This window comes from Paraburkholderia kirstenboschensis, assembly GCF_904848585.1.
Classification (GTDB): Bacteria; Pseudomonadota; Gammaproteobacteria; order Burkholderiales; family Burkholderiaceae; genus Paraburkholderia; species Paraburkholderia kirstenboschensis.
In genome coordinates this window covers 202,727-219,696 of record NZ_CAJHCR010000006.1, presented here as the reverse complement: position 1 = coordinate 219,696, position 16,970 = coordinate 202,727, and the positions used below count along the sequence as shown (strand labels likewise).

General features: G+C 60.6%; 15 protein-coding genes. 1 reads left to right on the top strand and 14 read right to left on the bottom strand.

Features of this window, described 5'->3' with window-relative positions:
* Positions 1-31: 31 nt before the first annotated feature.
* A complete protein-coding gene (locus JMY24_RS18730) occupies positions 32-613 on the top strand; it encodes an NUDIX domain-containing protein (RefSeq protein ID WP_128594388.1) in 582 nt (193 codons plus the stop codon).
* Between the two features lie 22 nt (positions 614-635).
* On the opposite strand, the gene JMY24_RS18725 is transcribed toward JMY24_RS18730, so the two are convergent.
* From JMY24_RS18725 to JMY24_RS18660, 14 genes are all read right to left on the bottom strand, one after another.
* Complete coding sequence (locus tag JMY24_RS18725; RefSeq protein WP_128594389.1) at positions 636-1,445, bottom strand: ankyrin repeat domain-containing protein; 810 nt, start codon at positions 1,443-1,445, stop codon at positions 636-638.
* Positions 1,442-2,683 carry an acyltransferase family protein gene (locus JMY24_RS18720; protein ID WP_164853408.1) on the bottom strand — a complete coding sequence of 414 codons (1,242 nt, stop codon included), beginning with the start codon at positions 2,681-2,683 and terminating at the stop codon, positions 1,442-1,444. Before JMY24_RS18720 ends, JMY24_RS18725 begins: the two co-directional genes overlap by 4 nt.
* An 89-nt stretch (positions 2,684-2,772) precedes the next feature.
* Positions 2,773-3,813 (bottom strand): glycosyltransferase family 2 protein, encoded by a 1,041-nt coding sequence (locus JMY24_RS18715; protein WP_128594391.1) that lies wholly within the window; start codon positions 3,811-3,813, stop codon positions 2,773-2,775.
* Positions 3,810-5,144, bottom strand: a complete 1,335-nt coding sequence (locus JMY24_RS18710) for a hypothetical protein (RefSeq protein ID WP_128594392.1) — start codon at positions 5,142-5,144, stop codon at positions 3,810-3,812. Before JMY24_RS18710 ends, JMY24_RS18715 begins: the two co-directional genes overlap by 4 nt.
* Before the next feature lie 45 nt (positions 5,145-5,189).
* Positions 5,190-6,263 (bottom strand): nucleotidyltransferase family protein, encoded by a 1,074-nt coding sequence (locus tag JMY24_RS18705; RefSeq protein WP_128594393.1) that lies wholly within the window; start codon positions 6,261-6,263, stop codon positions 5,190-5,192.
* 204 nt (positions 6,264-6,467) lie between these two features.
* Positions 6,468-7,670 (bottom strand): UDP-N-acetylglucosamine 2-epimerase, encoded by a 1,203-nt coding sequence (gene neuC, locus JMY24_RS18700; RefSeq protein ID WP_128594394.1) that lies wholly within the window; start codon positions 7,668-7,670, stop codon positions 6,468-6,470.
* A 28-nt stretch (positions 7,671-7,698) separates the two neighbouring features.
* Positions 7,699-9,756, bottom strand: a complete 2,058-nt coding sequence (locus JMY24_RS18695) for a hypothetical protein (protein WP_201702665.1) — start codon at positions 9,754-9,756, stop codon at positions 7,699-7,701.
* Positions 9,757-9,813: 57 nt separating this feature from the next.
* Entirely contained in the window at positions 9,814-10,617 is an 804-nt protein-coding gene (locus tag JMY24_RS18690) for an SDR family oxidoreductase (RefSeq protein ID WP_128594397.1), read from the bottom strand.
* A gap of 22 nt (positions 10,618-10,639) precedes the next feature.
* The gene (locus JMY24_RS18685) at positions 10,640-11,554 is read right to left on the bottom strand and encodes a Gfo/Idh/MocA family protein (RefSeq protein ID WP_128594398.1); all 915 of its coding nucleotides are present in this window, start codon (positions 11,552-11,554) and stop codon (positions 10,640-10,642) included.
* A gap of 84 nt (positions 11,555-11,638) precedes the next feature.
* Complete coding sequence (neuB, locus tag JMY24_RS18680; RefSeq protein ID WP_128594399.1) at positions 11,639-12,643, bottom strand: N-acetylneuraminate synthase; 1,005 nt, start codon at positions 12,641-12,643, stop codon at positions 11,639-11,641.
* Positions 12,640-13,260 (bottom strand): acetyltransferase, encoded by a 621-nt coding sequence (locus JMY24_RS18675; RefSeq protein WP_201702663.1) that lies wholly within the window; start codon positions 13,258-13,260, stop codon positions 12,640-12,642. Before JMY24_RS18675 ends, neuB begins: the two co-directional genes overlap by 4 nt.
* Before the next feature lie 2 nt (positions 13,261-13,262).
* On the bottom strand, positions 13,263-14,417 hold the full coding sequence (locus tag JMY24_RS18670) for a LegC family aminotransferase (RefSeq protein ID WP_128594401.1): 1,155 nt from the start codon (positions 14,415-14,417) through the stop codon (positions 13,263-13,265).
* 16 nt (positions 14,418-14,433) lie between these two features.
* Positions 14,434-15,438: an NAD-dependent 4,6-dehydratase LegB gene (locus JMY24_RS18665; RefSeq protein WP_128594402.1), complete on the bottom strand. Its 1,005-nt coding sequence runs from the start codon at positions 15,436-15,438 to the stop codon at positions 14,434-14,436.
* 81 nt (positions 15,439-15,519) lie between these two features.
* Positions 15,520-16,776 carry an acyltransferase family protein gene (locus JMY24_RS18660; RefSeq protein ID WP_201702661.1) on the bottom strand — a complete coding sequence of 419 codons (1,257 nt, stop codon included), beginning with the start codon at positions 16,774-16,776 and terminating at the stop codon, positions 15,520-15,522.
* Positions 16,777-16,970 lie beyond the last annotated feature (194 nt).

Sequence of the window (16,970 nt, the reverse complement as noted above, 5' to 3'; positions counted from 1 at the left end):
CTGATTCCGTTTCGCCGAAAGGAGAGCGACGATGTCAAAGCGGGAGCGTATCCGGATGCTGTCGGTAAATGCTTTGTCGGAGAAACAACAGCGGCTCGATTTTCAAACCTTCGAGTATGAGCGCGACGACGGCAGCAAGCAGGTGCTGAGCCGCGAGATCTATCACGTCGCGGACGGCGCGACCGCGCTGCTGTACGATCTCGCGCGGCGTACGGTTATTCTCGTGAAGCAGTTCAGATTGCCTGCGTATTTACGTGGCGAGAGCGGTTGGCTATTGGAGGCACCCGCCGGTTTTCTGGACGGTTCCGAGCCGCAAGCGCGCGCACGCGACGAAGTGGCCGAGGAAGCCGGGTATCGCGTCGGCGAAATGCACAAGGTGTTCAAAGCGCTGATGATTCCCGGCTGCGTGACGCACGTGGTGTACGGTTATGTCTCGCCTTACACCGAAGCCGATCGGATCCATGCGGGCGGCGGCCTTATTGAAGAGGGCGAGGACATCACGGTCGTCGAACTGACGATCGATCGCGCGCTTGACATGATCGTCAGCGGCGAGATCATCGACGCAAAGACGATCATGTTGCTTCAACACGCGGCGCTTCACCTGTTTCGCTAGCGATTGGAGCGCGCGCCGCGCGTCAGCGCAGTTCCGGCACGATGAACTGACGGTAGTTGAACGACGCCGGCAGATTCGAGAAGTAACTCGGCGGTACGCCGCACGAGCCGAGGAATTTCTCGCTCCACACGGGGTTGGTCTTACGCACGAATCGCAGGCGTTTTTGCGGCGAGCAGTGCGAGTCTTCGTTGTCGAGGTTCGACACAGATTGCCATTCGACGCTGAGCATGTCACCATCGATCTTGCAGATCTTCCCTTGCAGCAACAGTGTGGTCGCCGGCTTCGCGCAGACGTCGGGGCGTTCTTCCGTCGATGAGAACGCATAGGCAACGCGGTTGCCGAGGCCGAAAAACGACCGTGGGTTGCTCAGGAAGCCTTGCCCTATATCGTTGGTCGTTGGCGCACCAAACAGCTCGACGAAACGGTTCAGCACGCGCCGTTTGGTTAGCTTTATCGCGAGCCCCAACGCTTGTGCGACTTGCAGCGAATCTTCGCGTGCGAGCACTTCGGGCAGGCTGTCGGCGTCGTCCGCCAGCACGGCTTCGGTGGCGGCCGAGTGATTGCGGCTGTTCAACAGTAAGAGATCGGGCTGATAGTGCGTCAGCAGCTCGGCGATTTCGCGGTCGTGCGAGCGGATCGCCTGCATCATCGGTGTATCGCCACTATCGTCCTGAACATTCTGTTTGCCGCCTTTCGTAATCAACAGCCGTACCAGCGGTGGATAATGAGCGGCGACGGCTCTGGTGAAGTCGTCGTTATAGTCGTATTGCGCGAACGCCGGAATTGATGCGAGCAGCAGCCCCGTGGCGGCGAGTCGGAAGTGGCGTCTCATGCTCGCGCCTCCGTGACTGAACCGATAACCCGTTTGCCGACGCCAATACACGGCTTCTCGACGAGACGGTACGTGCTCTCCGCAAGCGCGAGCACAACAGCGAGAAACAGCGCGAACTGCAACACGTAGCCAGCGCGGGTCAGCTTGATAAAGTCGGGGATATTCTCGTAGTAACGGAAATAGAGATCGTTGTACACGAGGAGTAGCAACACGTGGCCGAGATAAATCGAATACGAACGGCCGCCGATGTATTCGAGCAGACGGGTCAGGCCGCGGATGTTTAGGATCCAACCACGCTCTAAAGATGCCAGGGTGACGAGTGCGACTGATACCAGCGCATAGCCGCAAAACGCCGCGCTTGAGAAGTAGAACTGGGTCGACGAGCCGCCGAGGATATCAGTGTTCAGGACCCCAGGTAGCAGCGCGAGTAGTGCGCATAACGCGAACCCGATCAGTGCCTTGAGCACCGAACGCGTGCACGGGTGACGCAGCATGTTGACCAGCGCCGACGAATGAACAGTGCCGCCATCGGCGATACTTTGGAAACGCCACACGGAAAGATGCCGATACTTGTGGACCAGCAGCGCGATGATCACGCCGTACAGCAGTTCGTCGAAGCGGGTATGCGACAGGTCGGCGATGCTAATCGACGTCATTGGCCGCGCGACGAAAAGCACCAGACCTACTCCGACCGCGCTCGCCGCTAGCCTGTATGACGTACGGCCGCACAGTACCAGCAGCAGCGGTGCGAGCAAATAGAAATGTTCTTCGATCGACAAGCTGTAGTAGTGCGCCATGTTTGTCGGAATGCTGTGGTAAGCCATCGCGTAGTTGTAGATGCCGCCCGCGAAAGCGATGCCTTCGCGGAAGACATCGGCGGGCCGTGCGAACAGCGCGACGCTGCCGGTCGCCTTCATCACGAGCGCTAGGATCCAGTACAGGAAGATATAGAAGAATGCGGACGGCGCGATCCGGAACACGCGCCGCAGGTAGAACGCAATGATCGACTGCTTACTGCGTTCAAGGCGCTCGACCGGCGACGCACCGAGCGCGTCCGGCAGCGTCGCGAGGAACGAACGCGAAACGACGAACCCGGAGATCACGAAGAAGAGATCGACGCCGGTGAAGGACGAATAGAGATACGGACTGAACAGTTGCTTGAACGGCGCGTGAACCATGATCGTGAGCAATACTGCGACGGCGCGCAACCGTTCTATTTCGAGGTTTTTATGGCTCATATCATTTGCCTTCGACCGAGACCTGAAGCACGGAGTGCGTCGTATTTCTTCCTGATGCGGCATATCGCGTTATCTCGCGTTTGCTGCTGTCACGACGCCGGCTGACTGCATCGGCGCAGCTTGTTCAACATGAAGTGCATGCCACGCCGGAAATCGCCGTTGGCAACGCGGCCGACCAGCGTCGCCATCATTCCCCAAGCGAGCGCGAACGGGCGCGGCCAGCGGATGATCGGCGCGACCCAGAAGCGGAACAGCGGTCGCTTGCCGAAGCGCGCCGAAAAGCGCCGGTACGTTTCCCGCAAATCGCCTTGCCGCGCGAGCCGTTGACGCACCAGATTGAACGGGTGATACGACTTCAGCATCCGCGTTTCGAACTGATCGATCGCGTGCGCGCTGAGGCCGGCGGCACGGTAAGAGTCGAGAATGCGACCAAGCCGCTCGACGAACACCTCGGAGAAATCGTAACCCCCGGAGTTTGCGCGCTTGCACGCCAAAATGTAGCGCTTCAGATATGCGTTATGACCCACCTGCAACGCCGCGTTGACGACTAGATGCACCTGCACCAGGTTGCTGCCGCAGAACTGGCGCGCATCGATTTCCTGCTGAACGCGCCGGTTGATAACGCACGACGAGATGAACGTAATGTACGAACCGATCTCGGCAAGAAAATCGCCGATGTCGTCAAACAGTTCGACGCGCGAACCGCCGCCCGGATGTTCCGCAACGGGGTCCACTTCGTAGCCGTACGGGCGCAGACACACCACGCCGTATTCGGCCTTGCGCAAGTGGTCTATCAGATACGACAGCGTACCGGCCACATAGAGGTCGTCGTCGCCCATGATCTGTACGTAGTGGCCTTGTGCTTCGTTGAAGCATTGAGCGATGTTCGCGTCGGAGCCGACGTCGACCGTGTTGCGGATATAACGGATCGGCAGACCTTGCGCGATCGCGTTCGCCACGACCGCGGGCGTCGCGTCGGTCGAATGATTGTCGGAGACGATCACTTCGAGCACGCCTTGGGGGAGCGAACGCGATTCTTTGACGAGACTCCGCAAATTTAATTCAAGATAACCAGCCCGAGAAAAAGTGGGAATCGCGATGGTCAGTAGAGGGGCGGTTTCAACGTTCACGAATCATGTCTCCAGGCCCGGTTGCACCGATACCAGATGAAGAAAGCAATAGGTAGATTTAGTAGCAAGTTGACCGATGCCAGGACGGTCACCAGCCCGGCCGACGAATAATGCGCCGCAGCCCATACGATGAGCGGGAGCGTCAGGATTGTCGACGTGGCGAGCGCGGCCATGAACGGCTCGCGACGAAAGCTGCGCAAGTGCGCGGCGAGGACGCCGATCAACTGGTTGCTGAACACGAATACGAGCAGGCCAGCCAGTTGCCAGAACGGCAGTACACGGCGCGCGTATTTCGTATCGGCGAATATCAGATCCGCCGCCACCACGCCGATCGCCATCGTGAGAAAGATCGCCGACGACATCGCGAAGTCTCGCTTGAACATGTGATCGAGCGTGTGCCAGTCGCGCATGGCGGCGGCGCGGGCCATCAACGGCACGCGCCGCGTGATCCAGGATTGTGCGACGAGTCCGAGCGTGTTCACGATCGCGAGCGACAATCCGAGTTGGCCGGCGATCACCGCGCCCTGGGTATGGAACAGGATGGGAATATTGATCTGCGTAAGCAAATAGCCGCATAGCAGGTTCACGCCGAGCCGCCATTGCAGCGGCCACACTTCATGCCGCCAGCCGAAGCCGTGGCCGGCGCTGTGCGAGGCGATCCGCAACAGACCGCGCCGGTAACGGACGAGCCACACCAGCGGGATCAGCAGCGTCGCGGCCGGCACCATCACCGTTGCCCAGAGTCCCCCGCCGTCGGCGAGCGTCGCCCAGCAGGCAATGGATCCGCAAACCGCCAAAGAAAGGCGTAAAGCATACACGCGGCCTATCTGCCCGGTGCCTTCGAGAATCGACAGGAACGGCGTGACGATCAGGCTTGCCGCGGTCAACGTGCACAGCACGAGCCAAGGCGCGATCCAATGAATGGTGGCCGAGTGTTTCGAGCCGAAGAACAACATGCCGCCTGGCACAATCGCGACCACGAACACCAGCGCCGTCACACCGTACCAGCGCAACGCGCTATGCGCGAGCGCGTGAAAGTAAGCGGTCGCCTCTCCTTCGACACTGCCGTCAGACTTCCAAGTGAGGCCGGTGAACGCATGAGCGGACACTTGCACCAGTACCATGGAAAGGCCGAGATCGAACAATGAGTAGAGCGCGGCGACGCTTATAAAGCTGTAATACCACCCCTGAATTTCCGGCGACAGGAAATGCACGGCGAGAACCGTAGTCAGTAGGCCTGCGCCCGCTTGCCATAGCCGGAGCGACAGAACGAGGGCGAGGTCGCTCGAAATAAACGGCGGGCGCAAGGGCACGCTGATCACCGGCGCCATGCTCGCTGTTCGACGTCGATCACCAAGGTCATACAGGGCCGTCGCTCAGAAAATTTTGGAAGCGAGATCGTAGTCACTCGGGCGGCCGACGTCGAGCCAATGTTCGAAGATCGGGAAGCACGATACCGGCAACGACGCCTTGATGAGATTGCTGGCCACGTCGGTCATGTTGTAGTGCCCCGAGGCCGGCAGCGTCTCGAACACGCGTTTCGACAAAAAGTAGATGCCGCTATTCACGAGGAAGCTGAAGTTCGGCTTTTCTTCGATATGCGTGACCAGTGAATCGCTTTCCGTGATGACGCCGAACGGGACTTGGAAGCTGTATTGCGTTGCAGCAATAGTCATTGCCGAATTGCTGCGCAGGTGAAACGCGAGGAACATCCCGATGTCGAGATTCGTGAGGATGTCGCCGTTGAAGACAAGCGTGTTCTCGTCATGGAACGGCACCAGCGAGAGTGCGCCGCCAGTGCCGAGCGGCGTGGTCTCGTGCACGTACTGAATGTCCACGCCGAATTTTTCCCCATTGCCGAAGTGGTCGGTAATCTTTTCGGGCAGATAGTGCGTGGAAATGAAGATGCGATTCGCGCCGTGACTGACTAGTTTCTCGATGCTGATTTCGAGCATCGGCCGACCGTTGACCTGCAGCATTGGCTTGGGCGTGTCCGCGGTGAACGGACGCAAACGTGTGCCAAAACCGCCGGCCATCACCACCGCGGTAAACTTGCGGTCGATGTAGTTGGGCGCGTGATTGACCGCGTGATGGTCGATGATCGAAACCGGCAATCCCTTGGCGTCCACCAGCACGAGTTGACGCAGCGAGTACCTCCGGAAGAGCAGTTCGCGTTCGTCGGCACTCGCGGTTACTTTCGCGGTTATGGGAGCCGGCCGCGCACTGCGCGACTTGATTGACTGAATCTTGATAGCGAGGTCGTCAAGCTTGTGGCCTTCGAGGAAGGCACGCCGGACATCGCCGTCGGTGATGATGTTGATGAATTGGCCCGTATGATCGTAGAGCAACGCGCACGCAACCGGACCGCTTTCCTGAATACGTGCGATGACATCCGATATTTTCGAATCGAGCGTTACTTTCAAATGAGCGAGTTCGTCGAGAGCCGTCATATTAGTACACAGCAAAGAAGTTCAAATTGACTTTGAAACAAATAACTGGAAAGGCATAGGACGTTCCAGTCACTAACGGTGGGGGCTTTAAGGGAGGGAGTCAGGCGGGCGTGGCCGCTACGAAGCATGGAGTAACGCAACACAACAACGTATCCGCCGCGCGCTGTTATGACTCCCTCGACAAGCCACTATTACTTTATGATATCACGTCGCTACCCCGTCGCTTGGCGCGCGCGCCAACGAATTCGGCAGCGTGTCGTGGAAGTTTTTGTGCAACGCAGTCGCGTTATCCCACGTCATTAGTGTTTCAACCATCCTCGCGGTGGTCGCGGACTGCTCATAGGGGTTGGCGGCCGTCGCAGCGCGGGCGCGAAATGCCGGCGTCAGCGCTTTCGAAATGGCGCCCTTAATTGCTTCGATTTCGGCGGCGCACGTCAATACGCTTTCGCTACGAATTCGGCCCTGCTGGCGGATGCCGATATCGACCGTGGGCGTACCGAAGCTCGGCACCTCGATGATTCCGCTCGACGAATTGCCGATCACGACGTCAGCCGCGCGTGCAGCGGACAGATACAGCGTTGCGCCGAGCGACATCGAAAAGCGATAACGGTCGGCGTGCTTCTGTGCATATTCGGCGAGCAGCCGGTTGAGTCCGGCGCCACCCGCATCTGCGTTCGCACCGGTGAACACGATCGCGCGATCCGGGAAAGTCTCGAGAGCATCCAGCAGTGCTCGCAATTGCTCGTCGGGTACTTGCCGGTCGAGTGTCGCCGGATGAAAAGTTACGAGGAAATACGGTTGTCCCGCCGTGAGGTTCAAGCGGCGCTCGACCTCGGAACGCTCCAGCAACGGCAGCGTGCGAGCATTCTCGACGCCGAGGGCGCCGACGTTATGTACACGCGCAGGATCTTCACCAAGTTGGATCACGCGATGCCGATAAGCTTCCGTGCTCGTGAAATGCAGGTGGCTCATCTTCGTGATTGCGTGCCGGAATGCGTCGTCCATCGCGCCGAGCGTCAACTCGCCGCCGTGGATATGCACGATTGGAGTTTTACAGACGGTTGCCGCGATGGCCGCCGCGATAGCTTCAAAACGGTCGCCCAAAATCACGAGCATGTCGGGCGCGAGGCGCTTGAGCGCCTCGGCATAACGCATTACGCCGAGGCCGATCGACGCGGCGACGCCCTCGTCGGTGCCGCTGTCGAGCAGCACTTCCACGCGTTCGTCGATGGGCAACCCGTCGGCCGCGATTTCGCGCCACGTGGCGCCAGCCGACTCTGCCAGATGCGAGCCGGTCACAAGCGTTTTCAACGTCGCACCCGGTGTCGACGCTATCGCTTTCATCAGCGGTCTGAGCAGGCCGTACTCGGCGCGAGTGCCGGTAAAAAAGCAGATCGTTCTATTCATATTCCCTCCAGTTTCATGCGGGCGCTGGTTACCAAAAGCGCGCGTTGGACGTCCATACGCCATAGCCGCCGCGCACCGGATCGAACAGCGCAGGGTGCGTCTGTTTCGCATAAGCTTGGTCCTGCGCATTGGCATAGACCAGCTTGTAATCTACGCCGTCCGAGATGTACAGGTAGTTCGCTTCATTGGCGGGGTGCGGCACCATGTCCGCCGGGCGGGGCGCATACGCGGGAAACAAGCCGGGAATGTCGCCGGTCAGCACGGCCGGAATGACCCGGCCGGTGGCCGAAATCTGGTGGACGGGCAACTGATCCGGCGCCATGGGCACGCTCGTCGGATAGACGCTATGCTCCAGCCGATAGGCTTTCAACGCATCGGCGATCTTATACATCTCGTCGACGCGCTGATCCGTTTCGGTGAATTCACGCGCGAAATCGATAGAGAAGTAGTTGTCGAGGCTTGCTTGCCAGTTCTGCCCGTTCAGGTAAGACCACAGCACATCGAGCGTACGCTTCGTGTTCAGCTTCAGCACGCCGTCGTGGATGGTGACAATCACATGAGGCTTCGTGAAGTCGTAGTCGGCGATATTGAAGCGTTGCCTTAGATACGAGTTCGACAGAAGCGGAACGGCGGGCGGCAGGCTGAAATACTCGCTTACCGAAATCCCGAAACGGCTGCGTGCGCCGAACACCGTGATCAAGTTGCCGGTGTATTCGTAGTTCAGCACAGTGCGATCGCGATAGCGGCTGTCCGTCGACGAGTCGTCGAATACGAAGGTGCGCGCGTCGCCGATCTGGTGGCGGTGCATCGCGAGGTAGTGCATGCCGGCGCTTTGTCTCATCCAGTCGCGCCAGAGACCCACGCCGCTCATGAAGCCCGCGCAGATCGACGCGCCGAGAATGTAGCCGAGCACCAGGTCCCGGCCGTAGGAGCGCAGGAACGGCACATACGCAAAGCCGCGATCGAGCACGTTCAAAAGTGCGAGTAGGACTAGGTCGATCCCCGCCACTGCAGGCAGGATGTTGCGAGCATCATAGAAACTCATCAGATCCGGTGTCTTCGCCACGACGATGTACGGATAGACCGCTGCAGCGAAGATCAGAAGACCGAGGACAAGCTGGGCGAGCGCGTTGCGAGTCGAGGTGCGAGACGGGTTGCGCGGCAACAGGCGCAACAGCAGGAAGCAGACGACGCCCGCGATGACGAGCGCGAGAGGCGCCACGGTTCGCGACGCCGTCGCGAAGAAGTCGCGGAGCACCGGCCGGATCAGCGTAAACGAATCCGAGATCGCGCGGACGACAAGGTGACGGTCGACGTCGTTATAGGTGTTGTAGAGCGGCGAAGGGGCAGTCGTGAACTTCTTGATCGCGAGGAACAGCACGGGTAGCGCGAGAAACGCAATGTGCCGCAGCACGAACGCTCGCAACGGCGCTAGCAGGTTTTTGCCAAACGCGGCGAGTTCAGCGCGCAACGTACCGAAGTTCCCGAGCGCTTTGATGCTTGGCGGTATTTTGACGCCCGCGTCGCGGCTTAATTCTTCGAGCGCGAGGAGCGCCATCAGCAGCGCGTACAGAAACAATAGCGAATTCAGGTAGAACGACAAGAAGAAGCACAGCAGACTGGCAAAGCGCAGCTTGAACGAGCGCGGGCGTGCGATCAGCAGCGCACAACCGATCCAGAACGACGCGATATACACGTTGTACATCGCGACGCTGGTCAGGAAGCGCACCGGCACGATGTGCGTCGCGCAGTAGATCAGGAACAGCTGCACGGCTTCACGCGCCGAAATCTGGCCGCGCTGGCGCAGCACGTACGTAATGGCGATCGCGGTGACGACCCACGAGACCAGCGCGACCGCGCGCAAAGTCAACGAAGGCGCGGCTAGCTGATTGATCGCGTTGGTCAGGTAGCCGGCCCACCACACACCGAGCTCTCTGCCGATCTGGATGCTGCTCGCCGAATCCTGGAAAAGCCAGACCCAGTCGTCCCAGAAGTACCCAGGGTTGCATGCGATGAGCGCAGTGCCGCCGAATATTGCCACCAAGAAGATGGGTACGTGTCTTGCCCAAAGGATTAACTTCTTCATCCAGCGGTGTTCCGTCTAGTTATTCGATTGTGCGGTGGTTTGATACGGCAAGACTAGTTACCAGGCGCACCAGCCGCCGTCGACGACGAGATTCTGTCCGGTCACGTAGGCGGAGAGGTCGCTGGCGAGGAAAAGCGCTGCCCCCTTGAAATCCTCTTCGATGGCCATCCGGCCGAGCGGCGTGCGCTCGACGTAGCGTTTCGTGAACTCTTCCGGCTGGTTGCGCCAAACGCCGCCGGGGCTGATCGTGTTGACGCGCACGTGTGGCGCGAGGGTGGTCGAGAGCCAGTTGGTCAGCTGGATCAGTGCGCCTTTGCTCGCGCCGTATGCCGCGGGGTTGCCCATCGCGGTGCCCTCGTAGAGCCGCCAGTCCGGACCGACGATGCCGTACAGCGACGCGATGTTGATCACCGACCCCTTGCCGGATTGCTTGAGGTATGGCAACGCAGCTTGCACCAGCTCGAACACGGACGTCACGTTGACTTCGAATGCCGCGCGCCACGCCGGCGTTTTCTGCTGTTCGAACGGTACTGCCCAGCCTTCCAGTTGTGACGTGCCGACGAATGCCGCGCAATTGACCAGCACGTCGAGGCCGCCGCACAACTGTGCGATCTGTTCCGGCAGCGCGCGCACGGCGGTCTCGTCCCCAAGTTCGAGCTGGAACGTTTCGACGCGCGCCGAGGTCCGCGAGCGGATTGCCTTCGCGGTTTCGTCCAGCTGCTGGATTTGCCGGTCGGCGAGCACGACCGTCGCGTGAGCTTCCGCCAGAGCTTCGGCCATCGCTGCGCCGAGGTGTCCAGCGCCACCTGTGATAACCGCGGTCTTGCCCGCAAGCGACATGAGTTCTTCGATTCGACGCATGATCGATGGTCACAAAATAGGGTTAGAGTGAGATCCAGGTACTGCGGGCAGCAGCATTCTCCGCCGCGCCGATGAAGCGGACCACGTCGACGCCCTCGGCGAGCGTGCACAACGTCGATGTGTCGTCGCGAACAAAGGCCTCGAGCTGGGCGGTATAGGTAGCGTCTCGTTCCGTTTCCATACGCGTGAGTTCACCGTTGACGGTCAACGATCCGTTCACGAGATCGAGCACCGCGGTCAGGCCGGGGCCGTTCAACGAGATCGAACGCTGCGGCATGCGGTCGAGATAGTTGATGCCGATCGACACCGCGGGGCAGCGCCGATTCGCCGACAGCGTCGTAAAGACGTCGTCGCTACGGATTTCGAGGTCGCTGAAATGACCGCCGAGAGCAGCCACGCGGTCAGCAGGCCCGCATAGCCATAGCGCGAGATCGATCTCGTGCGATAGATCTCGCAGCACGCCGCCGCCCTGTTCGACGCTGGCCGAATACGAGCGCCGGTAGTCGGTGCCCGCGCGCCATTGCGGCAGGTGCTGGCCGGCGTGGAAGGACGCCGAGTACAGCACCGGCAGACGCGCGACATGTTCGCGCAGCGCCTGCACGAGCGGATGGAACCGCAGGTTGTAAGCGACATACGCGCGCATATTGCCGACCTCCGGCGTTTCGTCGGGAAAGCCGTACACCGGCTTCTCGATCAGCAAGCCGCCATCGAAGCCGGCGCGCGCGATTTCCCTGACGGTGTCCGCATGACGCGCGGTAGCGTTTGCGACCACGATGCGATCGGGCGCAAATCTCACAATTGCGTCCGCCGTGCTCTCAAAGCGCTGGAAAGGGCAATCGGTGTTGGCGGACACGCATGCCACTTGCATGCCCAGCGCCGCGGCGATCCGGCTATGGCGCGCACCGATCGAACCATATCCGACTATCAAAATACGCATGAATACTCTCGCAAACGTGTTGTTAGACGACGCGGTCGGACGCGCCGCCTCGATCAAATGCCCGGCCTCGTCCGAACAGACGGCTCAAATCGGCTCGTCTTGCGCGTAGTCGCGCGCGGCCGATTTGCCGACGACCTCATCCCAGCGCGCGGGCGACAAGCCATTGCCTGGGCGTCGCACTGCAAGATTCTGTTCTGACAGCGTTTCGCCTCGCGCAATCGGCCGCGCCGCGACGATGCTCTTGCGCGCGATCAGGCGGTTCGGAATTTCCGAGGCGGTGGGCTGTTTGCGTCCAGTGCCGAGCGCAAGGCTCACGCGCCGGATCGCCTTCACCATTGCATCCAGTTCCGCCGGTTCGAGACTCGCTTTGTGATCCGGGCCCGTCATTGTGCGATCGAGCGTGAAATGCTTTTCGATCACCTGCGCGCCGAGCGCGGTAGCCGCAATCGGAATGTCGATGCCTCGAGTGTGGTCCGAATAGCCGATCGTCGCGCCCGGAAACGCCGCCCGGATCGTGTTCATTGCCAGCAGGTTGACTTCCTCCGCGGGGGCAGGATACTCGGTCGTGCAATGCAGCAACGTGATCTGCTCGATCGGCGTGCCGACGCCCTGCAACGCCGCAACCGCGTCTTCGATTTCGCCGAGCGTCGCCATCCCGGACGACAGGATGACCGGCCGGCCCAGCTTGCCGATCTCGCGCAGGAACGGCACATTGGTCAGGTCGCCTGACGATACCTTGAACGTACTCATGCCGAGATTCGCCAGCATGCGCGCTGCCTCAAGGTCGAACGGCGTCGACATGAATCCGATGTTCTTTTGCGCGCAATATTTTGCGAGCTCCGCGAACGCTTCCTGAGGCAGTTCGAGGCGCTTGAGCATGTCGAATTGCGACTCGGCGTTGTCGGTGGTAGCTTTTTGATACTCGGCCTTGGGTGCGGCGCGTGTGACGAGCGATTCGGCTCTAAACGTCTGAAATTTTACGTAGTCTGCGCCGGCCGCTGCCGCCGCGTCGATCAGCTGATAGGCCAGATCGAGAGAGCCATTGTGATTGACGCCGGCTTCGGCGATTACCGTGCAATGCTGGGTCATCTGGATTTGTCTCCCAAGTACAAAGTGCCGTCCGTTACCGGCTTGCGTACGCGCGAGCCCATCGCCACGAGGCAGTTCGCGCCAATCGTGATGCCTTCGCGGCAGATCGCGCCGCTACCGATCAGCGTGCCGTCGCCCACCACGACCTGGCCGTTTAGCACGGCGGTGGTCGCGACGTGGCAATGGCTGCCGACAGCGGCGTCATGCTCGACGAGCGCACGCGTGTTGATGATGGAATTCGCGCCGACGGTCGCGTCGGGGCCGACTTGCGCGTAGTGCATGACGACCGTACCGGCGCCGAGGCGCACGCCGCGCGCGACCCGCGCGAGCGGCGAAACGATAGTCGGCAGCATGAAGCCGGTTGCGGTGAGTCGGGTGAAGATGCGCTGCCGGATCGACGGCGACTTGATCTGTCCGACGGTGACCAAGGCGTTCGGACATAGCCGCAACAGATCCTCGAGCTGATCGTCGTGGCCGACGACCGGATAGCCGAGCACGTCGCGCGTCGTACTGCCCTGCGCCTCGACGATGCCGGCGATTCGCCAGCTGCCTTCCGCCTCGATCACGTCGATGACGGCCTTGCAATGGCCGCCGCCGCCGAATAACAGGATGTCCATGCTCAGGCCGGCTGGCGCAACACGCCGCTCGGGATATTGATCAGGCGGCTGGCGATCTCCTGCGTGACTTCGAGCGGGCCACGCGGCGCCGACGAGAACATCGGCAGCGTGTGCAGCGGTTCCCAGATCGGGCGCGTCATCACACCGGCTTCGTTAGTGATTTCAAGGCATTCGTCGCGCTCGGCGAGATCTTTCAGCAAGATCGCGCACAGCCAGTAGTTCGACGTAGTGCCCGGACGCTCCGTGACGAACGGAATGTCGGCTTTCGCGAATGCCTCGCTGTAGCGTTGCGCGAGATCGCGCTTGTACGCGATGAACGCATCGAGTTGTTCCAGTTGCGCGCAGCCGAGCGCCGCGTTCAGATTGGGCAGGCGGAAATTGAAGCCGATTGCATCGTGCTCGAAACGCCAGCGGTGCGGGACCTTGGCGGTGGTGGTCAGATGCTTCGCGCGCTTGCCAAGTTCCGGGTCGTTGGTCATGATCGCGCCGCCGCCGCCGGTGGTGACGATCTTGTTGCCGTTGAAGCTCAGCGTGCCTAGCTTGCCGAATGTGCCGCAATGGCGCGAGCCGATCTTGCTGCCGAGCGCTTCAGCAGCGTCTTCGATAACCGAAATGCGCCATGCGGTGGCGATCTCGACAATCTCTTCGATTCGCGCGGGTAGGCCAAACGAATGCATTGGCACGCAGGCGGCCACACGGCGGCCCGTGGCGCGATGGATACAGCCCGCGTTGGTCAGCACGCATTCGCTTTCGAGAAACGCTTTCAGCGCGGTATGAGAGAGGCCGTACGAGTCAGCGTCGACGTCGACGAACGCGGGCGTCGCGCCGGCGTGGGCGATCGAATTCGCGGTCGCGACAAAGCTGAGCGATTGCGTGATCACCAGATCGTCGCGGCCCACGCCGGCGAGCAGTAACGACATGTGCAGCGCGGTCGTGCCGTTGGTCGTCGCGATCACGTGCGACGCGCCGGTAATCTCGCGCAGCATCGCTTCGAACTGGTCGACATAGGCGCCGACGGACGACACGAACGTGGACTCGATCGTCGCCTGCACATAGGCGCTTTCGTTGCCTTGGAAGACAGGGGCGTGCAGTGGCAGGAAACCTTCGGCGCGATAAGCGTCCCGAACAATCTGCACAATGGTCGTGGCTCGGCTCATGGTTCGATAGAGTTGATCAGACGTTATAACGATCGGCCTTGTAGGCAGCGAGGTTGGCGGGGTCCGTGAACCACTCGACCGTTTTGGCGAGGCCCTTGCGGAAGCCTTCCACACTCCCAAATTCCGGCGCCCAGCCCGTCAACTCTCGCAGGCGGGAATTGTCGGCAAGCAGTCGTTCGACTTCGCTCTTTTCCGGACGCAGACGCTGTTCGTCGGTTGCGATCGTCACTTCGGCGCCCATCGTCTCGGCGATCATCCGCACCGTATCGCCGATGCTCACTTCGAAGCCGCTACCCGCGTTGAGCACCTGGCCCAGCGCCTCATCGCTCTTCATCACGGCTTCGAACGCGCGCACCGTATCGCTCACGAAGTTGAAGTCGCGCGTAGGATGCAGCGAACCGAGTTTTAGGTTGCGTTGCCCGTTGGCGATCTGCGTGATGATGCTCGGAATCACCGCGCGCGCCGACTGGCGCGGTCCGTACGTGTTGAACGGACGCAACACGGCGACGGGTGTTTCGAACGACATGTAGAACGACAACGCGATCTGATCGGCGCCGATCTTGGACGCCGAATACGGCGATTGGCCTTGCAGCGGATGCGTTTCGGCGATCGGCACGGTGCGCGCCGTTCCGTAAACCTCGCTAGTCGACGTGTGGACCACGCGGGCGCCAAGATCGCGCGCCGCCTGCACGATGTTCAACGTGCCTTTGACGTTCGTGTCGACGTAGGTGTCGGGCGAGTGATACGAGTACGGAATCGCGATCAGCGCGGCGAGGTGGAGCACGGTATCGCAGCCTTCCACGGCGCTGCGCACGCCGTGCGGGTCGCGGATGTCGCCGGCAAAAACGTCCAGCGACGACTTGATGTCCGCTGGCGCGCGATCGAGCCAGCCCCACGAATTAAAGGAGTTATACAGAACAAAGGCGCGTACGTCGTAACCGGCCCTTACCAAGTATTCCGTCAGGTGCGAGCCAATAAAACCGTCGGCACCGGTGACGAGGATTCGTTTTTTGGTGGACATTGTGTTCCTTTCCTATGTGTTGCGGCGACTGTTACTTTACATTGCCAATCAAGCGGAGCGAAGCGGGGACGGACGCTGGCGTCATCCTTCCGGAGTTTTCGATGCTGGCGTCAATGCGGGCAGCATCATGCCGTTTTTATAAAAGTTCATGATCCAGCGGCGTGCGGGCATCTCGATGAACCGGTAGGCGAGCCAAGCCGTCACGAACAGGATTGCAAGAAATGCTGCGGATTTCCAGATCATCTCGGGGGCTTGCCGGGCCAAGTCGCCCCCGGGCTTTACCATGAAAAACGCGTACAGGTTTCCGTGCAGCAGGTAGAGCGAGTAGCTGATTTCACCGACGAACATCAAGGGCGCCGCGCACGCCAGTTTGCCGAGCCAGTTGCGGCTCTGACAGGCCGCATAGATTGCGCCGGGGACGGCGATCGAATAGCCGCTGTACATGCGATAGCCGCCGTACAGGCGCGGTGCGCTGAACAGCGTGGAGTCGAGCAACGAACCGCCGATGTACGCAATGGCGACGACGCCGAGCAGTCGAGAGATCAATCGCGCCCGGGCCGAATGCGCGTGACCGGGCGCGGACAGCCAGATCTCGGCGATACCGACGCCGGCGAGGAATTCGAAAACTCGCCCGTACGGTGAGTAATAGACAAGCCAATGCGTCGGGTCGACGCTTTGCGACGCACCCCAGATCTGCGACATGCTGTTCACTACTTCCTCGCTGGACGCCATTCGGATGAACGCGGTGCGCAAGACCATCGCCGCGACCGTCAGGACGATTCCGTGCCACAACGAGTGGCGCTTGAAACCGCCGTACAGCGCGAGTGGAATGAACAGTAGATAGAGGAAAAATTCGACACTAATCGACCAGGAGTTGTTCGCGAGTTCCTGCGAGATCGACAGATTGAAGCCGTTGACCGTGGAGTAAAACCACGACTGCATTCCAGTCAGATAGACCGGAAGCGACGCGGAATAGACGTTCGCCGCCAGCTGGTTGCCGTGATACGCCGCGCGACCGAGGTTCGCCGCGCAATTGATTAGGATCACCGGGAGATACAGCGGATACAGGCGGGCGAAGCGGGCGAACAAAAAAGCGAGGATGCCGCGCTCGCGATCGGCGGTCAGGCGGTCGGCGTAGTTGTAATGTATGACGAAGCCGCTTAACACAAAAAACGTCGTCATACCGAGCACGCCGGACGCTTGCAGCGCGGGCGCGAAGCTCGTGTCCTTGAGCGGCAACATCAGCAGCCCCATGTGATGCACGACAACCAGCAACGCGGCGGCGCCTCTCAAACTGGTGAGCGCGCCGATCGGCGGGCGGTTGCGTACATTGGACATTAGAAAGATCGGGCCGAAGATGAAGGACGGACGAACAAGATCGAATTCCGCGGCGTGAGGTAGCGGATTCACGGAGCGGCAAAAATGGAGGGCACCCTACAAGGGGGGCCACAATCGGCACGCTCGGGTGTCAGGCTCGAGCGTCGATCCGAACAACTCGAACGATCCGAACAATCGTCGAATGGCGTGGGAAA

Excerpts from the sequence above, each read along its gene's own strand:
- JMY24_RS18660 (WP_201702661.1), bottom strand. The coding sequence starts at position 16,776 with ATGTCCAATGTACGCAACCGCCCGCCGATCGGCGCGCTCACCAGTTTG.
- JMY24_RS18725 (WP_128594389.1), bottom strand. The coding sequence starts at position 1,445 with ATGAGACGCCACTTCCGACTCGCCGCCACGGGGCTGCTGCTCGCATCA.
- JMY24_RS18665 (WP_128594402.1), bottom strand. The coding sequence starts at position 15,438 with ATGTCCACCAAAAAACGAATCCTCGTCACCGGTGCCGACGGTTTTATT.
- JMY24_RS18690 (WP_128594397.1), bottom strand. The coding sequence starts at position 10,617 with ATGCGTCGAATCGAAGAACTCATGTCGCTTGCGGGCAAGACCGCGGTT.
- JMY24_RS18685 (WP_128594398.1), bottom strand. The coding sequence starts at position 11,554 with ATGCGTATTTTGATAGTCGGATATGGTTCGATCGGTGCGCGCCATAGC.
- JMY24_RS18705 (WP_128594393.1), bottom strand. The coding sequence starts at position 6,263 with ATGACGGCTCTCGACGAACTCGCTCATTTGAAAGTAACGCTCGATTCG.
- JMY24_RS18710 (WP_128594392.1), bottom strand. The coding sequence starts at position 5,144 with ATGGCGCCGGTGATCAGCGTGCCCTTGCGCCCGCCGTTTATTTCGAGC.
- neuC (WP_128594394.1), bottom strand. The coding sequence starts at position 7,670 with ATGAATAGAACGATCTGCTTTTTTACCGGCACTCGCGCCGAGTACGGC.
- JMY24_RS18720 (WP_164853408.1), bottom strand. The coding sequence starts at position 2,683 with ATGAGCCATAAAAACCTCGAAATAGAACGGTTGCGCGCCGTCGCAGTA.
- JMY24_RS18695 (WP_201702665.1), bottom strand. The coding sequence starts at position 9,756 with ATGAAGAAGTTAATCCTTTGGGCAAGACACGTACCCATCTTCTTGGTG.
- JMY24_RS18670 (WP_128594401.1), bottom strand. The coding sequence starts at position 14,417 with ATGAGCCGAGCCACGACCATTGTGCAGATTGTTCGGGACGCTTATCGC.
- JMY24_RS18730 (WP_128594388.1), top strand. The coding sequence starts at position 32 with ATGTCAAAGCGGGAGCGTATCCGGATGCTGTCGGTAAATGCTTTGTCG.
- neuB (WP_128594399.1), bottom strand. The coding sequence starts at position 12,643 with ATGACCCAGCATTGCACGGTAATCGCCGAAGCCGGCGTCAATCACAAT.
- JMY24_RS18675 (WP_201702663.1), bottom strand. The coding sequence starts at position 13,260 with ATGGACATCCTGTTATTCGGCGGCGGCGGCCATTGCAAGGCCGTCATC.